At 54.8% G+C, this 15,390-nt stretch carries 17 protein-coding genes; 9 read left to right on the top strand and 8 right to left on the bottom strand.

Annotated elements, in window-relative coordinates:
* Positions 1–74 precede the first annotated feature (74 nt).
* The 9 genes from OGW13_RS11285 (at position 75) to OGW13_RS11245 (ending at position 6,680) form a co-directional block, all read left to right on the top strand.
* Positions 75–1,415 (top strand): DnaB-like helicase C-terminal domain-containing protein, encoded by a 1,341-nt coding sequence (locus tag OGW13_RS11285; protein ID WP_287116092.1) that lies wholly within the window; start codon positions 75–77, stop codon positions 1,413–1,415.
* 168 nt (positions 1,416–1,583) lie between these two features.
* Positions 1,584–2,699 carry a DNA primase gene (locus OGW13_RS11280; RefSeq protein WP_287116091.1) on the top strand — a complete coding sequence of 372 codons (1,116 nt, stop codon included), beginning with the start codon at positions 1,584–1,586 and terminating at the stop codon, positions 2,697–2,699.
* A 71-nt stretch (positions 2,700–2,770) separates the two neighbouring features.
* On the top strand, positions 2,771–3,547 hold the full coding sequence (locus OGW13_RS11275) for a hypothetical protein (protein WP_287116090.1): 777 nt from the start codon (positions 2,771–2,773) through the stop codon (positions 3,545–3,547).
* A gap of 80 nt (positions 3,548–3,627) precedes the next feature.
* Positions 3,628–4,086, top strand: coding sequence for a hypothetical protein (locus OGW13_RS11270; RefSeq protein WP_287116089.1), 459 nt, complete (start codon positions 3,628–3,630; stop codon positions 4,084–4,086).
* Complete coding sequence (locus OGW13_RS11265; protein ID WP_072931917.1) at positions 4,083–4,487, top strand: hypothetical protein; 405 nt, start codon at positions 4,083–4,085, stop codon at positions 4,485–4,487. The genes OGW13_RS11270 and OGW13_RS11265 overlap by 4 nt, the downstream gene beginning before the upstream one ends.
* Entirely contained in the window at positions 4,487–5,809 is a 1,323-nt protein-coding gene (locus tag OGW13_RS11260; protein WP_072931915.1) for an ATP-dependent DNA ligase, read from the top strand. The genes OGW13_RS11265 and OGW13_RS11260 overlap by 1 nt, the downstream gene beginning before the upstream one ends.
* A complete protein-coding gene (locus OGW13_RS11255) occupies positions 5,806–5,976 on the top strand; it encodes a hypothetical protein (RefSeq protein ID WP_287116161.1) in 171 nt (56 codons plus the stop codon). Before OGW13_RS11260 ends, OGW13_RS11255 begins: the two co-directional genes overlap by 4 nt.
* Positions 5,969–6,259 (top strand): hypothetical protein, encoded by a 291-nt coding sequence (locus tag OGW13_RS11250; RefSeq protein ID WP_287116088.1) that lies wholly within the window; start codon positions 5,969–5,971, stop codon positions 6,257–6,259. Before OGW13_RS11255 ends, OGW13_RS11250 begins: the two co-directional genes overlap by 8 nt.
* Positions 6,260–6,338: 79 nt before the next feature.
* Positions 6,339–6,680 (top strand): DUF6283 family protein, encoded by a 342-nt coding sequence (locus OGW13_RS11245; RefSeq protein ID WP_287116087.1) that lies wholly within the window; start codon positions 6,339–6,341, stop codon positions 6,678–6,680.
* An 832-nt stretch (positions 6,681–7,512) separates the two neighbouring features.
* Here the strand turns inward: OGW13_RS11245 and OGW13_RS11240 are convergent.
* The 8 genes from OGW13_RS11240 to OGW13_RS11205 all read right to left on the bottom strand — a co-directional run bounded on the left by OGW13_RS11240 (position 7,513) and on the right by OGW13_RS11205 (position 15,247).
* The gene (locus OGW13_RS11240) at positions 7,513–8,910 is read right to left on the bottom strand and encodes a DUF4158 domain-containing protein (protein ID WP_174501489.1); all 1,398 of its coding nucleotides are present in this window, start codon (positions 8,908–8,910) and stop codon (positions 7,513–7,515) included.
* Positions 8,911–8,912: 2 nt separating this feature from the next.
* Positions 8,913–9,470 (bottom strand): recombinase family protein, encoded by a 558-nt coding sequence (locus OGW13_RS11235; RefSeq protein ID WP_001162010.1) that lies wholly within the window; start codon positions 9,468–9,470, stop codon positions 8,913–8,915.
* Between the two features lie 130 nt (positions 9,471–9,600).
* Positions 9,601–11,088 carry an efflux transporter outer membrane subunit gene (locus OGW13_RS11230; protein WP_088244041.1) on the bottom strand — a complete coding sequence of 496 codons (1,488 nt, stop codon included), beginning with the start codon at positions 11,086–11,088 and terminating at the stop codon, positions 9,601–9,603.
* On the bottom strand, positions 11,075–11,548 hold the full coding sequence (locus OGW13_RS11225) for a cytochrome c (RefSeq protein WP_016236502.1): 474 nt from the start codon (positions 11,546–11,548) through the stop codon (positions 11,075–11,077). The genes OGW13_RS11230 and OGW13_RS11225 overlap by 14 nt, the downstream gene beginning before the upstream one ends.
* 28 nt (positions 11,549–11,576) lie before the next feature.
* Complete coding sequence (locus tag OGW13_RS11220) at positions 11,577–12,287, bottom strand: ABC transporter ATP-binding protein (protein ID WP_004393997.1); 711 nt, start codon at positions 12,285–12,287, stop codon at positions 11,577–11,579.
* Between the two features lies 1 nt (position 12,288).
* On the bottom strand, positions 12,289–13,494 hold the full coding sequence (locus tag OGW13_RS11215; RefSeq protein WP_022652303.1) for an ABC transporter permease: 1,206 nt from the start codon (positions 13,492–13,494) through the stop codon (positions 12,289–12,291).
* Positions 13,491–14,642, bottom strand: a complete 1,152-nt coding sequence (locus tag OGW13_RS11210; RefSeq protein WP_022652304.1) for an efflux RND transporter periplasmic adaptor subunit — start codon at positions 14,640–14,642, stop codon at positions 13,491–13,493. The genes OGW13_RS11215 and OGW13_RS11210 overlap by 4 nt, the downstream gene beginning before the upstream one ends.
* On the bottom strand, positions 14,639–15,247 hold the full coding sequence (locus OGW13_RS11205) for a TetR/AcrR family transcriptional regulator (protein WP_004393990.1): 609 nt from the start codon (positions 15,245–15,247) through the stop codon (positions 14,639–14,641). The genes OGW13_RS11210 and OGW13_RS11205 overlap by 4 nt, the downstream gene beginning before the upstream one ends.
* Between the last annotated feature and the right edge of the window lie 143 nt (positions 15,248–15,390).

Below are 15,390 nucleotides of genomic sequence, written 5' to 3'. Positions count from 1 at the left end.
CACTTAGTAAACTTAATAAACAAGTTGTTTAGAACGATGGAAAAGCACATGAACATGATTAAAGAGGTGGCGCAATGACCACCATTTGCCATACCGGACGCCCATTGTCGGAAGAGTTTGATGATGACTTCCAGAACCGACTAACAGCCTACTACTGCAAGGATCAGGAGTTCCTGATGCGCGCCGGGGATTTGGTTGATCCGAGCCAATTTGAAAACGCGGCTAACGCAATATTGGTTAACCTTGTTTCGTCCTACTTCCGCATGTACAAGAGCGCACCATCCAGCACCGCCATTCTCGACCAGCTGAAGCGCGCGAAGAAAGATAAGACGATCCGCGAAGAGCTGTTCCCGGATGTGGTCGGCGCCTTCAAGCGTGTGTTGGGTGAGAAATTGACAGACACCAAATACATGGTTGACCGCGTGGCCACATTTGCCCGGAGCATAGCTTTCGATGACGCGCTGATCAAAGCCGCCGAGCTGAAAGAGAAGGGCGACTTCGAACGCGCCATGGAAGTGATGGCCAAGGTGCAGCTGGTGGGCGCGAGTGACACCATAGGCATCTACAACTATCTGGGCGAAGCGGCCGAGCGTTTAAAGCAACGTGAGTATGAGGCGTCTGAGGATTACGTGCCAAACAGCATCACAACAGGCATACCGTTGTTGGATCGTCTGCTGTATCAGAAGGGCTGGGGGCGTCGTGAGATGGTTCTCTTTATGGGCTTCGCAAAGTCTGGTAAATCGACGGCCATGGGTGAGTTCTCCATTAACGCGACTTTAAAGGGCTTCAACGTCCTGTACGTCTCGCTGGAAGTTCACACGGCAATCTTGTCTGACCGTTTCGACGCACGTCTTTCTCAAACCGAAATGACGAAGCTGATCGAGAAGCGTGACGATGTTCATAAGAAGCTGGCCGACCTGGGCGCCAGTACCGGCGTAGGTAATTTGTGGGTTGTGGAGAGACCGTCTGGCAGCTTGTCACCTGCAGACCTCGACCGCTTGCTGGAAGGCATGAAGTCGAACGGCATGATTCCTGACATGGTCGTGGTGGATTATGCCGACCTGATGAAGCCAACACGACGCAGCGGTGATGAACGTGCAGATGTGAAGAGCATCTATACCGATCTCCGTGCAGTCTTCGACAAACACAACGCCGCTGGCATAACTGCATCCCAGACAAACCGAGAGGGTGGGGCGTCTGAGGTAGCCACGATGATGCACGCCGCGGATAACATTGAAAAGGTGCGTATCGCTGACCTGGTAATCTCAATCAACAAAACGGAAGAGGAAGCGACGAAGGGGGAAGCGCGCTTGTACTTTGCAGGCTCTCGTAACCAGAAAGGCAACATCAGCATCCGAGTGAAGCAGAACCTGGAGCAGATGCGGTTCATTCAGGAAATTCTCGACGTTATCTAAAAAATAAAGGCGTGGCAAAAATCGCCACGCCTCATTTCCAATTCGAGAAATCAAGTTTCTCGCCCTGTTAAAAACAACAAGGGAAAAACACATGAGCGGCCATCATACCCCATCTTCCCTAATACACACAAAATTGCCTTCAAATAATGACCGGAGAGGATTGCTGGCATGAGCGACATTAAAGAGCTTTTGACCGAGCTGGACTTTGAGCAGTGGCTCGATACAGAGGGAATCATCTATCGCCGTGGTGGTGTCAGCGCGCGCGGTCGTGAAATAAACATCAAGGAATGCCCGGTTTGCAGCAGCTCCGGTTGGAAGGTGTATTTCAATCTGACCAACAACGTCGGTAAATGCTTTGCTGGTGATCACCCAGAAGAGATCCAATTCAACAAGCTGGTATTCCTGAAGCATTACAGCGGCAAGTCACGCCGTGCATTTGAGGAATACGTGAACAATGCGCTGCTGGAGCAGGGCTGGGCGCCGAAACGAGAAGAGGTAAAACTGACCAGCGCCGTCGAGCTGGAAGGGCCGGTTTCGTTGCCGCGTCACTATGAGCTTCCGATCGAGGGTCAACTACCCACTTATCTTGTGGAGAGAAATGTAACGCCTGAGCTGGCCAAATATTTCGACCTTAGATACTGCGTAGAGGGCAAACATGCTTATGTGGATGTCTACAACGACCAGGTTCGTGGCCAAGATTTCGGTATGCGTATTCTGATACCAATTTACGACCTCGATGGCGTGATGAAAACCTTCCAGGGGCGTGACGTTACTGGCACTGCGGAGCGTCGCTATCTCTTCCCCATGACGTTGCCGGCTTCAGGTAAGTTTCTCTATAACGGCCACAACGCAGTGGGTAAACAGACTGTCGTGGTGAGCGAGGGGGCATTTGACGTTATTGGGATCAAGCGAGCGCTGTTCGATGAACCAACGCTGCGGGATTACGTTGAGCCAATCGGGACGTTTGGTATGCACTTGTCTGGCGTAACGACGCAGGACGAAGAGGATCAGTTAGGTGCATTCCTGACGCTCAAATCGAAGGGGCTGAAGAACGTCGTAATGATGTGGGACAGCGAGAAGCAGGCAATCCGAAACACAATGGCCGCCGCGCGTAAGCTGGTGGGGATCGGACTTAACGTGAAGATAGCCTGTTTGGGTAAAGAGGGCGTTGACCCGGGCGACGCATCTGTTGAGGAAATCATCAAAGCCTACTTCCGAGCGAAGCCCTACACTCGCCAGCTTGAGTTAATGGCAAAGGTAAAAGGAATAGCGGCTTTGGTCTGACCTAAGAAAATAAGTAGCTAACTACCAATCATTAATTATAATGGCGACCAAAGTCTATAAGAGAGATGAAGATGCACCCGAATATCACTCATGAAATCACAAAGCTGGTTAGAGACTCAAAGCTGCCGCTGAGCGAAGAAGAGTTCGACTCGGTTGTTGTCCAGGCTATTCAGGCTGGAGCTGACAGAATCGCGACCGCAGAGGCTGGCAAGTTACTGCTGGCCGAATACCCATATTTGACGGTCACCATGGTTGTTGGCGATGTTCGCCCAAGCGTAAGTAACGAAGCGCCTCGATGCGCGGCGATCGTCAGTTTTATCAGTCGAATGGGGGATTCACCTGTCACCCATACAGCTGCTTATTACAACGGCTACATCGTCCAGACCCAGACGGTTCTTGAAGAGCTTCATCGTGACGACCTATGGAAGTTCTTTGAGTTCATGGATGAAAAATGCGAAAGCGTTGAATCGTCGTCGGCCATAAACGAACTCTGGGCAACGAGTGTGGTTGGTGACGACAACACTGCAAATATGAGTGTCCCGGAAGGCATGGTTGACCTGGTTCTGGAAGGGCGAGGAACCGCCACCAAAGCAGCCAATGAGAAGAACTTCCCAGCGTTAATGAAATTGACCGGTGGGGATCGTCGCAAGCAGGACATTATCAATGCCTGCAGTTCAGCCTGCGATGGCGTCATGGGTGAGTACGAACGCCGCCTGGTGAAGATGTCGAACGAAATGCCAATGTTGATGCAGGAAGCTAAATCATACGCTCTGCACACCGCGGAAGAGCTTCTGAAGCCTTTCCGTGACCGACAACACGCCGTCATGTCTGGCTGGGGAAGCTGGTAGCCTGACAAAAAAGCTATAGCCCCGTTTGGGGCTTTTTTATAATTGCGTTAATAAGTGATTAGCTATTTTGGTGATACAGAATGACAGCTTCAAAGACCGACTTTTCCAAGATCCCATCCATATCGGGCAACAACATGTTCAGCCTGAAGTGCGAGGAAGTGCTGATCCGCAAGGAACCAACAAGAGCGAGCTACACGGTCTGCCAGCACACGATTCTGGCATTCAATGAGGGTCGGCTGCCGCCCGGCTCATTCAGTGAATGTGTAACGGCTATCCGCGGCGGCAAATGCAAAGCGTTGAAGATGATGGTCGAGGAAGTTCGTGCCGGTGAATCACTCTACTTCGAAGACTACGGTGCTTTGGTTGCTGAAGTTGCAGCTCGTAACAATCAGAGCAGTTTCGGTGGCCAGCGCAAGACCAAATCCGCGATGTCACTTCTGCCGTCGCGTAAATCAAAACCAGAAGACACAACAAAAAATGGCGAGTTCGAGGCTATTACTGACCTCCACTCAGCCTTAGTGCAAGAGGAAAACACATGAAAGTTTCGGATCTTAAAGAAGGGGAGCGCGCTTATTTCATGGTCGATTTGGAGGGGCAAAGAACGTGGGAAGAGTGTCGCGTTCTGGCTGTTTCAACATACGGCTTTGCGCTTGAGCACAAGGTGAATGGCCAGACTGTGCAGAAGTGGTACGACGCTATTGGAACCGGTGCAGCGCTTCGATTCCGACGCCTCATCGAATATTGGCATCAGTGGACGAATAAGAAACACGGTGGGCTTTACGAGCTGGTTATGTTCGCTAACCAAAAAGCCACCATGGAAGGCTTCGTTCCTACCGCAGTTTTCAAATCAACATCGACCGGCGACATCTACTCGCTGCCGATCGAACAGTTTCACGCTGAATTTACACAACACGAGCCAGTACAAGGAGTGCCGTTTTAATGGAAAAGCTGATTGCCCTTCGAACCAAGCTGGATGACATCAAAGCGATGGGAACCAATGCCAAGAAAGAGGCTTTGGCCAAGCTGGACGACTTCGAGCAAAAAGCCGTTTCGCTGATGCTCAATCCATTCATCCGCTTCGGCATCAAGAAGTATAACGTAGCTCCGGCGCAGCTGGTGTCCACGCCAAGTGACCAGAAGGTATTGGATATGTTGGAGCAGCTGGCAACGCGTCAACTGACAGGTGGAGCAGCTGTAACCGCGGTTGAGTCCATCGTTGGCTCTATGTGTGAGGCTGGTCAGGACGTATTTCGCCGCTTCCTATTGAAAGATCCGAAGGCAGGTGTAGGCATTAGCCTTTGCAACAAAATTTTCTCGGCGCCGATTCCAGTGTTTGAAGTTCAGCTGGCCACCGCCTACAAAGAAAAGGGGGACAAGTTCCCGTTCAAGCCGAACAAACACGCCAAATGGCCGATGATTGGAAGCATCAAGCTCGATGGGATGCGCGTTATATGCGAGGTGATTGTGGGCGAAGAAGAGGTTAACTTCCTGTCGCGCACCGGCAATCCAGTAACGTCACTCGATCACCTTAAACCGGCAATGCTGGAGTTGGCTCGCGCCACCAGTCATCAACATGTCTTCTTTGATGGCGAGGCAACGGTCGGCTCATTCAACGGCACTGTTTCAGCGATCCGCAAAAAGAATGTGAAAGCAGTTGGCGCTCAGTTCCACATCTTCGACTTCTTCTTGCCAGAGTGGAAGGCGTTGGCCAAGACCAAAGAGTATAAAGCCAATGGCATGAAGCTGAAGGAACGTAAGGCTGCGCTGGTGGCGTGGTTCCGCAATGAGAGAAGCGAAGAGTCAGCTGGTGATTTGGTGCTGGTTCCCTTTGAAATCTACCATAGCCACGAAGAGTATATTGCTCGATTCATGCAGCGTTTGGACGAGAACGAAGAAGGGGAGATGGCTTACGATCCCAACTCGGTGTACGAATTTAAGCGCTCTCGTGCCTGGTGGAAAATGAAGGATGAGAATGAGGCAGATGGTGAAATCATTGGCTTCCTGCCTGGCGACCCGGATGCCGGCTTCGCACACACCCTCGGTAAAATCGTTGTCCGTTTGGAGGATGGTACGGAAGTTCGTGCTTCAGGTTTCAAGCATCAATACCTCGATGAGATCTGGCTGAATCAGGATAAATACATGGGGCGCATCGTGAAGGTCAATTTCCACGAATACACGCCAGATGGAAGTCTGCGCCACCCTCGGCTTAAGTGGCCAAGCTGCCTTCGTGATACAGAAGACCGTATTGGGGATAAAGAGTGATGCACAACGTGATTCCATACATCCTGTTAGGGTTGATCGGTGGTGTGCTCGGTTCGGCATATTTCATCGTTGATATGCTTAAGCAGGAGTTGAAGACCGGCACTGTCGTCATGGGGCGCCGAGTGTACAAGGTTGTTGAAGTTAAGGAATTTAAACGCAATGGATAATATTTCAATTTCTGACAGCCTGTTGTTGGCTTACTTTCTACTGAGCGGCTTTTACGCTGCGTTCATGGTGGGAGGGAAAGGAACCAAACTGATTATCTTATGGTTGTTCTGCCGCACTGCAAAGTTAGAAGACTTGGCCTGGAAGCTGTTTACCATCATAGAAATGAGATACGGCAAATTGAAGGGACAGCAGAGCTACACGATTCAGGGTAAAGAATATGCTGTAAGGATCATGAGGAAGACGCCTGAGCCAGCAGCTGCTTCCCCAGAGCCGAAAACATAACCATCACCGTCAACTATCACTTAAGCGCCTCTCGTGGGCGCTTTATCATTTCTGCAATGCCCATCAAAGAGTAACCACAATGGATTTTAAACGCTTTCTGTCTATCAAGAAGCCCTGCGCAAACTGTCCGTTCCTGAAGGAGAATGGCATTGAGATCGGGGAAGAGCGCCTTGCGGAAATCAAACAGAATTTGCTGGACGACGACATGACCCCGTTCCAGTGTCACAAGACAACGCATCCCACTGGTGGCTTTCACGACAGTGAGGGCATCTATCACCCTTCTGGGAAGGAGAAGCATTGTGCTGGCGCAATGGGCTTCCTGTATGCAAAAGGGCGCATGAACGTGCCAATGCGTATAGGTTTAATGTCTGGAGTGCTGTCTCTTTCCGAATTAGAAGAAATAATCCCATTGCTTAGGTAGGTGATCTGAAACTGATCAAACGAACCGTCAAAGTGAAAAATCTGTAAGATAGGTATTTACCTACCTACTTATATCAATTATAGTCACTCTCGTTTTCGGCGGTGAGCGATTATTTTTACTTTTAAAATAAATGCAAACGACTCTCAGTACCTGGCAGTAGCGTAATAGCCAAACACCAGCAGGGTCAGTCTCCAGCCCTGTTATCGAAATGGAGCAGACTGAGCGAGTCTGATTACGGAACGCAGGGACGGTGGCCACGGCCACCCGACCGATGGGGTAACGAGATGGGTGGGGGTAATTCCGACATGAACACCCGGGTTTTAAAGGCACTTCCGCCCATCTCGTTACGTCATTCCATATTACTTATGTCATTTATTCTTGGGTTGAATAATCGTAGACGTAGCCCGGCTGGCATGGTTAGCCAGCACAAATTCAGGGATCGATATGCAAGACGTTGATGAGCTTAAGCGAGCGGCCGCAACACTCTTTGTCAAAGCTCTTCAGCAGAATCGTGGTGATTACGGCTCCACGAGCACTGTAGAAGCGGTAAAGCAAGGGTGTTCGACGATGACAATAAGCCACGACGGAACTATATCGGCCTACAAAGATGGGGTGCTGAGAGTGCGAATGGGTAGCCTTGTTGGTGATTCGTAATGATTCCATACATCTCAGAGTTTAGATCCACACCACGCACCTAACCTTGGTGCTCGTGACAAGATTTTTTAGCTTTGCAGTATCAATGCCCCTAGAAGGGCTACATATAAAATACAAAGGAAAAACACATGTCAGAAGTCAAAAAGGGGTCGTCTCAGAAAACGGAAAATAAAGCACGCTAAGCCGGTGGCAGCGGTCGCAATGGCCTGAACTTCCCCGCACCGACCTTGGCACTGCTGCGCCATAGGTAATCGCCGGTCAGGTTGATATGCTCCCACCCCAGCGGGGACAGATATTGCAGCAACGTGTCGTCCAGCGCCTTGCCGTGGGCACGCAAAGCACTGGTGGCACGCTCCAGATAGACCGTGTTCCACAACACGATGGCCGCCGTCACCAGATTGAGGCCGCTGGCCCGGTAGCGCTGCTGCTCAAAACTGCGGTCGCGGATTTCACCCAATCGGTAGAAGAAGACCGCCCTGGCCAGCGCGTTGCGCGCCTCGCCCTTATTCAGCCCCGCATGGACGCGGCGGCGCAGCTCCACGCTTTGCAGCCAATCCAGAATGAACAGCGTGCGCTCGATGCGCCCATACATCCGCACCTTGTCGTTGATCGCCTTGCCGGAAGCCTGGAACTGCTGTTGATGCTTGTTCTTGGCCGCATTGAACAGCTTGCCGATGATACGGTCGTGAAGGTCGATGATTTCATCAGTGACGGTGGCCATGCCCTCGATGGCCAGTGCTACCAAGGTGGCGTAACGCCGCTGCGACTCGAACTTGGCCAGGTCGGCGGGCGTCATCTGGCCGCCTTCGCGGGCGATCTTGAGCAAGCGGTTTTGGTGTACCTGCCGTTCGATGCCAGCAGGTAGGTCAAGCGCCTGCCAGGCTTTGAGGCGTTCGATGTGTTCAAGCATGTGGCGCGAGTTCGGCTTGGCGGGCGATTGGCGCAGCCACGCTAGCCACGTCATTTTGCTACCATCCTTGCGCTTGAGCAGTTCGTCCAGGCGCTGGCGATGGACAGGTATCAAGGAATCGGCCAATGCCGCATGGATGCTTCGGTTGGCACGGGTAATGGCCTCGGCGCTTGCGCGCTCGATGGCATTCATGGCGGGTAGGATGATGCTCTGCCGCCGCAGGTTTTCAACAAGGGTGCTGGCCAGCACAATGCCTTTGTCTGTTTGCAAGGCCAGTTCGGTCAATGTATGCACGGCTTGCCGGTAATGACTCATGGTGAAGGGCTTGAATCCAAACACCGTTTGCAGCTCGACCAAGTGCTCCCGCCGTGTCTGCTCGCGCTGGCCGTAATGGTTCCAGCTTTCCACCGGCACCTTGAGTTGTGCGGCCACCATGCGCAGCAGGGGCAGAAATGGAGGATCATCGACGCCCAAGAAGATGCCAGGGAATCGCAAGTAGCAAAGCTGCACGGCGAAGCCCAATCGATTCGCGGCGCCGCGACGCTGACGGATCACCGACAGGTCGGTTTCGTTGAACGTGTAGTGCCGTATCAGTTCGTCTTTGGCATCTGGCAGTGTCAGCAGACTTTCGCGCTCGGTGGCGGACAGGATTGAGCGGCGTGGCATGGTCAGTCTTCCCGCAGGTACTGGTACAAGGTTTCGCGGCTGATGCCGAAGTCACGGGCCACCAAGGTTTTCTGGTCGCCTGCCGCAACTCGCCGTTTCAACTCGGCAATTTGTTCGCTGTTCAGCGATTTCTTTCGTCCCCGGTAGGCCCCGCGCTGCTTAGCCAGCACGATTCCCTCGCGCTGACGTTCGCGGATCAGAGCGCGCTCGAACTCAGCAAAGGCTCCCATGACCGACAGCATCAGATTGGCCATCGGTGAGTCCTCGCCGGTGAACGTTAGCCCTTCTTTGACGAACTCCATGCGCACGCCCCGTTGTGTCAGCCCTTGGACGATGCGGCGCAGGTCATCAAGGTTGCGTGCCAACCTGTCCATGCTATGCACCACCACGGTGTCGCCCTCGCGGACGAAGGCCAGCAGCCTTTCAAGTTCGGGACGTTGTGTGTCCTTGCCTGAAGCCTTATCGGTGAATACCTTGCCGACTTCTATTTGTTCCAGTTGTCGATCAGGATTCTGGTCGAAGCTGCTGACGCGAACGTAGCCGATACGTTGACCTTGCAAGATGCCTCCAAAGGTAAAAATGTCAGGATGAAATCTATTACCCTTGGCTGAATGTGTCAATAAATATAAATTAATACCCTACTCTGACGTTGTTTGTGCTCAACATCTGACATCAGGTTAGGGTATAGTCTTAACTGACACCACCTCCCAGGGCCTGATATAAAACAACACTATCGACTAGGCGTTGTGCCTGGACCGCAACCATATTGATCCGGATTGACTGTGCCTGTTGCTGCGCGATGAGCAGTTGCAGGTAGCTGGCCGCGCCCAGCCGGTATTGCCGCTCGACCGACTGCAAGGAGGCCTGTGCAGCCATATCAGCGGCAGCGAGGGCAGTCAAAGTTTGTGCATCGCTTTCCACCGCGCGCAGGGTGTCGGCGACGTTACGCAAAGACTCCAATACGACGCTCTGGTAATTGGCTACGGCGGCATCAAAAGCGGCGAGCGCCGCTCTTTTTTCAGCGGGTAGCCCTGGATTAAAAAGAGGCTGGGTGAGCTGCGCAACCAGGCCCCACACTGCCGAGCCACCACCGAACAGGGCACCGGTGGTCAGCGCCTGAGAACCAAGGTTGGCGCTCAGGTTGATCTGTGGGTAGAGCTTGGCGACAGCCACACCATAGTCTGCATTGGCCGCATGCAACAGCGCCTCTGACGCCTGGATATCCGGTCGGCGGCGCACCAGTTCTGAGGGCACGACGAGCGGCATCTCGACGGGTAGAGTGAAATCGGCCAGAGTGAAGGCCGGGATGCCACCCGTGCCTGGGGCACGACCGGCTAGCACCGCCAGTAGATGTTCGGTTTGTTGCAGTTGTTTACGCAGCGCAGGCAGTTCTGCCCGCGTTTGCTCCGCCTGAGCTTGTAGGCTCAACGCTTCATCAGGTGAGGCCTGACCGATACGCACGCGTTCATGGGCTAGGCGCAGTTGCTCATCCTGCACGCGCAAAATGGCAGTAGTGGCTTCTAGTTGCGCGGCGAGGCGTGCTCGGGTAATGGCAGCGGTTGCCATGTTGCCGGCAAGGGCCAGGCGCGCAGCATTCAGTTCGAAGCGACGGTAGTCGGCGCGAGCAGCCAAGGCTTCGAGTGCGCGCCGGTTGCCGCCAGCCAGATCGAGGTTGTAATGCACGCCAACGCTGGCGTTGTAGAGGCTGAATTGACGTGCGTCTCCGCTCAACCCTTGGCTACTGGGACTCATTTGCTGGCGCTGAGATCCCAGTGCGACATCTACCTGTGGATATTGCGTCGAGCCCGCCTGTGCGGCAAGAAGCTCCTGCGCCTGTCGCAAATTGGCGCTGATGCTCGCCAGCGTCGGGCTGACATGGAAAGCTTCGTTTATCAGTCCGTCGAGTGCGGATGAACCCAAGCTTTGCCACCATTGCGTTTCGATCGGAAGCCCTTCGACTAGACGTTGTGTTTCGCCGAACTGCGTGGGAGCGGACACGGTTCTATCAGCTACCGGTGTTGCAGTGTAGCGAGCCACATCGGGTGCGGTGGGACGCTGAAAATCAGGGCCGGCGGCGCAGCCGGCCAGACCGGCGGTGACCAGACCAGCTACCAGGTAAGTTGCCGCAAGCCGTCTTTCGAGGCTGATGGGGCGCTGGCATGTTTTAGCGTGCTCCATAAAAATGCTCCACGAAAGGTTTACGGAAAGCTTGGTGGCAGCCCAAGCAGCTTTCCTGCACGTGGGCGAATGATTGGGTCACCGCCTTGCCGTCGCTGCTCGCAGCAGCCAGCTTCATGGCCAGCGCCGCCTCGTGAGTCTGCGCGTCAAAGTTTCTGAACTTGGTCGCATCAGCGCCGAGGTAAGCAAGGATGCGCATTTTTTCAGTAAGCGGTGGCTCGGGGTGTGCAGCAACTTTTGGGGCGAGCTGAACGACCTGAACCCATTCCTCCTGCGAAATCGCACCGGTAATAGCCTGCATGTTGCGCCCGAGTTCCTGCATGATCTTGCGTAGCGCCAGTGGCTCAACCTGGGTAGCGTCACCAGCCCAAGCTGGCAACTGAAAACCCCATAAAAGCAGGCAGGCCGTAACGGTCAGGGTGATAGTTCCAAATGCGTGGCTGTGTTTGCGGTGGGTCATGAAATTCTCCTGTAATTCAATCGTTCTCTCATTCGAACTCCCGCCCTTCGCCAGCTTCCTCATGGGTCACGCCGTCGCGGATGTGGTAGATGCGCTTGAATGTGGGGATGATCTTTTCGTCATGGGTGACGACGATGATGGCGGTCTCGAACTTCCGGGCCATGTCGTTGAGGATGCGGATTACAGCCATGGCGCGCTCGGAATCCAGCGGCGCAGTGGGTTCATCGGCCAGGATCACCGGCGGACGATTGACCAGTCCGCGCGCGATGGCGACCCGTTGCTGCTCGCCACCGGAGAGTTGCGAGGGCATTGCGCGAGCTCGGTGTTGCACATCAAGCGCTGTGAGCAATTCCAGTGCCTTCGCGCGCGACTCTCCATTCGCGACGCCTGCAAGCATCGGCAGCAGCGCCACGTTGTCGGTGACATCGAGAAACGGAATCAGGTACGGCGCCTGGAAAACGAAACCGATCTTGTCACGCCGTAAGGCGCGCAGGTCGCGGACTTTCCAGCCATCGGCGTAGATCACTTCATCGCCCAGCGTCATGCGACCGGCGGTCGGTTCGATCACCGCACCCAGACACTTGAGCAGCGTGCTCTTGCCGGACCCGGAAGGGCCGATCAGTCCCACCACTTCACCAGGCGCAACATGCATATTCACGTCTCTCAAGGCAAAGACAGCGGTGTCACCATCGCCATACCGCTTGCTTAAACTTTCGATGTGTATCCCTTTGCCACTCATCTCAACCTCCAATGGCTTCGGCCGGATCGACCTTGAGTGCTATGCGAATGGCGACGAGGCTAGCTAGAACGCAGATCACGAGCACGGCAAAAAAACCGGCGACAGAATCCATTGGCGTGAGCAGGACATATTTTGGAAAAGCCGGTGCTGAAAAGGTGGCTGTGATCTTGCCGACCACGAAGCCAATCACGCCCAGGGCGAGCGCCTGCTGCATGATCATCGCGGCGATGGTTCGGTTGCGTGTGCCGATGAGCTTCAACACCGCGATCTCACGGATTTTGTCCATCGTCAGCGAATAGATGATGAAGGCAACGATGGCCGCGCTAACGATGGCCAGAATCACAAGGAACATGCCGATCTGCTTGGCCGAGGTGGCGATCAGCTTGCCGACGAGGATGTCTTCCATCTGTGCCCGGGTGTAGACCGTCAAACGCTTCCAGCGCTGGATGGATTCGGCAACCTCGTCCGGCGCATGACCAGGTTTCAGAGTGACCAGCACGGCATTGACGAACGCGTTGCTGCTCTGTGAAGCAATCACGGCATCCAGCAAACCTGGATCACCGGGTCGATTGAAGACCGGGTTGGCTTCGGTGCGACGCCGGCTTTGCCAGATGGCATCGTTGTCCTTGAGGAACTGGGCCTCCTGGGCATCTTTGAGCGGAATGAATACCATCGGGTCGCCGCTGGACGACACCATGCGCCGTGTCAGCCCCACGACGGTGTAATGATTGCGGCGAATGGCAAGACGATCTCCCAGTTTGAAGCCGGTGGCGATGTCGGCCACAGCCTCGTAGTGACCGCGCGTGATCTGGCGTCCAGCGACGAGATAAGGAGGCCATCCGGGTGTAGCCCCCAACGCACCGGGCGCGATGCCGACCACCATGGTGCGTACATCACTCTCGCCCTTGCGTACCTGCATGGTCAGGTAGGTCGCGTTCGCTGCCTGTGAGACTCCCGGCATGGCGAGAATGGCGCGATACACGTCATCGTTGAGGCTGGACGACTCCGCATAAGGACCCAGAGTATCCTTTTGCACCACCCAAAGGTCAGCGCCACTGTTGTCGAGCAACGCCTTGCCGTCGTCCACCATGCCTCGGTACACCCCAGCCATGACTAGGGTGACGCCGATCAGCAGACCCAGACCGATGCCGGTGAAGACGAATTTCCCCCAGGCATGGAGAATGTCGCGGCCGGCCAGGCTGATCATCGTGAAACTCCCGGGATATGCTCGACCACATGGATGCGGCTGCGCGCCGTCAGTGCCTTTTCGCTATAGGTCACAACCTGGTCCCCATTCTTGAGCCCTTCGCGCACCTGCACGTAACCATTGAGGTCGGAAGTGCCGAGCTTGACCGGGGAGAAATGCAGATCACCATCCACGATTTGCCAGACACCAACTTTATCGCCTTCACGCTGGACGGCAGCGTTGGGGATCAGTGGAGCGGCCGGGAGCGCCGGCAAGTCAACCGTGACTTCGGCCAGTTCACCCACTGGTGGCAAAGGTTCTGGTTTGTTATCGAATGTCACCTTGGCAAGCGTTTCCTCGGTTACCGCGTCGGCCTTGGGTTCCACCCGCAGCACGCGACCTTTCAAGGTCTGGCCACCACGCGAACGCAGGACGATATGAGCCGGCAGCCCCCCAGCCAGCCCCGATGCGCTGATCTGGTCGAAGCGCACATTGATCCACAAACTCTTGGGGTCGATCACTTCCACCACGGCCTGGCCCGCGACGATGGTCGTGCCGGGATCGGCATCGCGCACGGCGACTACACCGTCGACCGGCGCGATCAGGCGCAGATTGCTCCGCTGCGCGACGAGTGCTTCGCGGTCGGAGCGTGCCCGGGCAATATCTTCCCGAGCGGCGGATAGGGCGGCATCGGCGATCTGCAGTTCCTGCCGCTTGGTGGTGACGATTTCCTCGCTGGTCGAGCGCACCGCAAACAATTGCTCATAGCGGCGCGCCTGGGTTTGCGCGTAGGCTTGCCGGGCTTCTGCCTCGCGCAAAGCCGCTTCCGCCCGCTTGAATACAGACTCCTGTGAGCGCACCCGATCATCAAGGTCGACCGGCTCCATCTCGCCGAGCACCTGTCCGGCCTTGACCTGGTCGCCTACATGCACCTCCAGGCGTTTGACGCGCCCGGCAAACGTCGGTCCGATCTTGTAGGTGTAGCGCGCCTCCACCGTGCCGATGCCGAACAGCGCCGGTGTGATAGCCTGTGATTCCACGCTTGCCACCGTCACAGCGACCGGGGCGAGCGGCCCTGATCGCAGACCGACATAAATAAAAAGCACCAGCAAAGGAATGATGACGGCAAGCAGTGCCAGGGTGCGGCCTTGCAAGGGTAACTTTTTCATTGCGCACTCCTTATGCCACGCCGATAAATTGCAAAGACGCGCGGCGCATCGCGGTGCATACGTCCCACATCACCCGCCAACAGCGATTGCATGACCAAGCCCTGGATCGTGCCAATGAACAGCGTTGCCGCCGCCTCGTTGTCAAGCGAGGGAGACAACTCGCCGCTGGCCTTGCCTTTCTCGATGAGACGATGCAAACGTTCGCCGTAGCGCTGAATCAAGGTTTGCACCATGCGCTTGGCCGGTGTCGATTCGGCACGCTGAAGCTCACCAAACATCATTCTTGGCACGCCTGGGTGCTCAGCTACGAATTCGATATGACTCATGAACATCGCCTCCATGGCTGCCAAGGGCGACTCGATTCCTTGTGCGGATCGATCGATTCTGGCTAATAGGCGCTCTGCTACCCACTCCATGACCGCCTGCCAAATGGCTTCCTTGTTCGGGAAGTGCCGAAACAGCGCACCCTGGGTCAAGTTCATGTGTTTAGCGATAGCCGCAGTGGTTATCTCGCTTGGGTTTTGTGAACCGGCAAGCGCCACGACGGACTCGACAGTTACGGCACGACGTTCATCGGCCGGCAGATGCTTTGGATGGGTGTCCACGAGCACTCCTGGTAAGATAGTAATTGATTACTATCTTACCACAAGAGGCAACTCAAACAAGAGAAAACCCGACGTACTCGTCAATATCTAGAGTCTGCAATGGGCTTAACGTGCTTTATTTTCCGTTTTCTGAGACGTCCCCA

Origin of the sequence: Citrobacter sp. Ca225 (genome assembly GCF_030337175.1) — a bacterium.
Lineage (GTDB): Bacteria > Pseudomonadota > Gammaproteobacteria > Enterobacterales > Enterobacteriaceae > Citrobacter_A > Citrobacter_A amalonaticus.
The sequence above is the reverse complement of the archived record's forward strand: the minus strand, read 5'-3'. Positions and strand labels throughout refer to the sequence as shown.

Bases quoted from the DNA above. Each gene is read 5' to 3' on its own strand.
- OGW13_RS11240 (WP_174501489.1), bottom strand. From the start codon at position 8,910: ATGCCACGCCGCTCAATCCTGTCCGCCACCGAGCGCGAAAGTCTGCTG.
- OGW13_RS11265 (WP_072931917.1), top strand. From the start codon at position 4,083: ATGAAAGTTTCGGATCTTAAAGAAGGGGAGCGCGCTTATTTCATGGTC.
- OGW13_RS11270 (WP_287116089.1), top strand. From the start codon at position 3,628: ATGACAGCTTCAAAGACCGACTTTTCCAAGATCCCATCCATATCGGGC.
- OGW13_RS11280 (WP_287116091.1), top strand. From the start codon at position 1,584: ATGAGCGACATTAAAGAGCTTTTGACCGAGCTGGACTTTGAGCAGTGG.
- OGW13_RS11285 (WP_287116092.1), top strand. From the start codon at position 75: ATGACCACCATTTGCCATACCGGACGCCCATTGTCGGAAGAGTTTGAT.
- OGW13_RS11245 (WP_287116087.1), top strand. From the start codon at position 6,339: ATGGATTTTAAACGCTTTCTGTCTATCAAGAAGCCCTGCGCAAACTGT.
- OGW13_RS11275 (WP_287116090.1), top strand. From the start codon at position 2,771: ATGCACCCGAATATCACTCATGAAATCACAAAGCTGGTTAGAGACTCA.
- OGW13_RS11230 (WP_088244041.1), bottom strand. From the start codon at position 11,088: ATGGAGCACGCTAAAACATGCCAGCGCCCCATCAGCCTCGAAAGACGG.
- OGW13_RS11220 (WP_004393997.1), bottom strand. From the start codon at position 12,287: ATGAGTGGCAAAGGGATACACATCGAAAGTTTAAGCAAGCGGTATGGC.
- OGW13_RS11225 (WP_016236502.1), bottom strand. From the start codon at position 11,548: ATGACCCACCGCAAACACAGCCACGCATTTGGAACTATCACCCTGACC.
- OGW13_RS11215 (WP_022652303.1), bottom strand. From the start codon at position 13,494: ATGATCAGCCTGGCCGGCCGCGACATTCTCCATGCCTGGGGGAAATTC.
- OGW13_RS11260 (WP_072931915.1), top strand. From the start codon at position 4,487: ATGGAAAAGCTGATTGCCCTTCGAACCAAGCTGGATGACATCAAAGCG.
- OGW13_RS11250 (WP_287116088.1), top strand. From the start codon at position 5,969: ATGGATAATATTTCAATTTCTGACAGCCTGTTGTTGGCTTACTTTCTA.
- OGW13_RS11210 (WP_022652304.1), bottom strand. From the start codon at position 14,642: ATGAAAAAGTTACCCTTGCAAGGCCGCACCCTGGCACTGCTTGCCGTC.